This is a genomic window from Streptomyces synnematoformans (genome assembly GCF_039531005.1).
Taxonomy (GTDB): domain Bacteria; phylum Actinomycetota; class Actinomycetes; order Streptomycetales; family Streptomycetaceae; genus Streptomyces; species Streptomyces synnematoformans.
Window position 1 is genome coordinate 1 of record NZ_BAAAPF010000529.1, and the last position, 2,829, is coordinate 2,829.

The 2,829-nt window shown below is 76.9% G+C and carries 2 protein-coding genes; one reads left to right on the forward strand and one right to left on the reverse strand.

The features are described from left to right. Nucleotides 1-59: 59 nt before the first annotated feature. Nucleotides 60-1,829, forward strand: a complete 1,770-nt coding sequence (locus tag ABD317_RS35520; RefSeq protein ID WP_344295901.1) for a bactofilin family protein — start codon at nucleotides 60-62, stop codon at nucleotides 1,827-1,829. A 181-nt stretch (nucleotides 1,830-2,010) separates the two neighbouring features. Here ABD317_RS35520 and ABD317_RS35525 read toward each other — a convergent pair. Then, the coding region (locus tag ABD317_RS35525) for a sugar phosphate isomerase/epimerase family protein (RefSeq protein WP_344295904.1) at nucleotides 2,011-2,829 on the reverse strand (819 nt) is incomplete at its 5' end.

A 2,829-nucleotide genomic window follows, 5' to 3' on the forward strand; every position in this document is an offset into this window, starting at 1 on the left:
CAGCGGGAGCGAGCGAGCGCGCGCCGCGTCCGGTGCGGGGAACGAGGGGGACGGCATACGTGGGACCGGAGGATCTGAGCCCGCCGGAACGGCGGCTGTGGGACGCCTTTCCCACCGCCGGCCGCGTCGACCTCCGCGCCGGCGACGCCGCCGCCGACGACCCGGCCGCGGGCATCGTCTGGGGCCCGGAGCGCGGCGTGCGCGCCGAGGTCGTCGCCGCGCTGCTGCTCGGCGCGCGCGAGACCGAGTCCGGGCACACGGCGGCGGTGCAGCTGGCCGGTGCCCGGATCACCGGCCGGCTGGCGCTCGACCACGCCGAGGTGAACCACCATCTGCGGCTCCAGGACTGCTTGTTCGAGGAGTCCGTCGACCTCTACGGCGCCCGTACCGGCCAGCTCAGCTTCAACGGCTCGCACCTGCCGGGCATGCTCGCCTCCCACCTCTGGGCGGAGGGCAACCTGCGCCTGACCGGCTGCACGGCCACCGGCAAGGTCCGGCTCGTCGCCGCCCGCATCGCCGGCACCCTCATACTCAACGGCGCCCGGCTCCACTGCCCCGGGGGCCAGGCGCTCGACGCCACCCGCCTGCAGGTCGACAACGACGTCCTCATGCGCGACGGCTTCGCCGCCCGGGGCACGGTCGTGCTGCGCAGCGCCCGCGTCGGCGGCAGCGTCGACCTGCGTGCCGCGACGCTCGAAGCCGGTCCCGACGGGATGGCGCTCGACGCCGCCCGGGTCCAGATCGACGGCGACCTGTCCGCGTACCGGTTGGCGGCCGTCGGCCGGCTCGGTGCCCGCGGCGCCGCCATCACCGGCGCGCTCTTCCTGCGTGCCGCCGCGCTGGACCACCCGGGCGGGCGGACCCTCGACGCCCCCGGTGCGCACATCGGCTCCGACGTCGTGCTCGACGCCGGCTTCCGCTCCCGCGGCGAGGTGCGGATCGCCGGCACGACCGTCGGCAGCCGGCTCGTGCTGAGCGGCGCCGAGCTGCGGGGAGAGGCGGAGGGCACGGCGCTCAACGCGTACGGGATCCAGGTCGGCGGGGACGTCGAGGGCGACCGGGTGGCCGCCGCCGGACGGCTCGTGCTGTCCGGTGCGCAGATCACCGGCCGCCTCGACCTCGCCGGCTGCAGCGTCGCCGGGCACTCCCCCGACGCGACCGCGCTCTCCCTGCGCCGCACCAGCGTCCCCGAGGCCGACCTGCGCACCGCCCGCCTCGACGGCGCTCTCGACCTGCGCCACGCCACCCTCGGCGTGCTGCACGACGCCGCCGGGTCCTGGCCGGCCCGCGTCCATCTCGACGGCGCCGTCTACGAGCAGTTGGACACCCCGCTGTCCGCCGCCGAGCGGCTGCCCTGGCTGAGCCGGGGCGACGGCCCGTACGTCCCGCAGCCGTACGAGCAGCTCGCCGCCGAGTACCGCCGCATCGGCCACGAGGACGACGCCCGCCGCGTCCTGCTGGCCAAGCAGCGCGCCCGCCGCGCCCAACTGCCCCGGTACGCCCGCGCCTGGGGCGTCGTCCAGGACGCCGCCGTCGGCTACGGCTACCGTCCCGAGCGCGCCGTCGGCTGGCTGGCCGGGCTGCTGGCGGCGGGCTCCCTGCTCTTCCACGCGGACCGGCCGCGGCCGCTGGAGCCCGACAAGGACATCGGCTTCAACCCGTTCGTCTACACGCTCGACACACTGCTGCCGGTCGTCGACTTCGGCCAGGGCGGCGCCTTCACGCCCTCCGGCGGCTCCCAGTGGGCGGCGTACCTGCTCGTCGCGGCCGGCTGGATCCTCGCCACCGCCGTGGCCGCCGGCGCGGCCAGGGCGCTGAACCGGCCGTAGCGGAGGGGCGACCGAGGAGCGCGGCCCGAGCGGCAGCGGCCGTCGCCGGGGCCGGGAGAGGCCGCCGGGTGGGCCGCCGCCGCCGCGCCGGGGCCCGCGCCGACCCGCCCGGGTGCGGGCCCGCCCGGCGCGCTCCCCGCCCGGGAACGCGCCGGAAGCGCTCGGCGGAACGCGCGGCGCTTCAGTAGCGCAGCGCCGCGAGGTACTCGTAGCTGTTGCGGGCCGTCGCGAACGGGTCGGACGGGTTGTCGTGCTCGACGAGCCACTGCCTGACCCCGCCGCGCTGCGCCCCCCGGAACATCCCCGGGAAGTCCAGCACGCCGGAGCCGACGTCGGCGAAGTCGCCGTTCGGCGCCATGTCCTTGACGTGCAGGGCCGGGAAGCGGCCGGGGTGCCGGCGGAAGTAGGTGTACGGGTCGGCGCCGCCGCGCACCGCCCAGAACACGTCGAACTCGAAGCCGACGAGGTGGGGGTCGGTCTCGTTGACGAGGATGTCGAAGAGCACCTCGCCGTCGACGGTCGCGTGGTCGCTGCCGTGGTTGTGGAAGAGCACCTGCTGCAGGCCGGCGTCACGGCAGGCGCGGCCCGCCTCGTTCAGGGCCCGGGCGGCCTCGCGGAAGCCGGCCGGCGTGTGCATGTTGCCGGGCAGGCTGGGGACCACGACCCACTGGCCGCCCAGGGTGTGTACGTCCTCGATCGCCTGCGGCAGGCCGCTGCCGGAGACGGTGCCGTACCCGACGTGCTCCAGCACCGCCGAGAGCCCGGCGTCGTCGATCATGCCGCGGATCTGCCGGGCGTTGTGGCCGTGCCGGCCGCTGACGCCGACGGTCGCGTAGCCGATGTCGGACAGCTGCTGCAGGGTGCCGGCGAAGTCGGTGGCCAGGGGCCCGCGCATGGTGTAGAGGTGCATGCCGAGCCCGCCGGGCGGGATGCGGCGCTTGCCGGGGCGGCCGCAGCCGTCGGGTCCCGCCGCCGGGCCGGCCGCCGCGGCCGGTCCGGC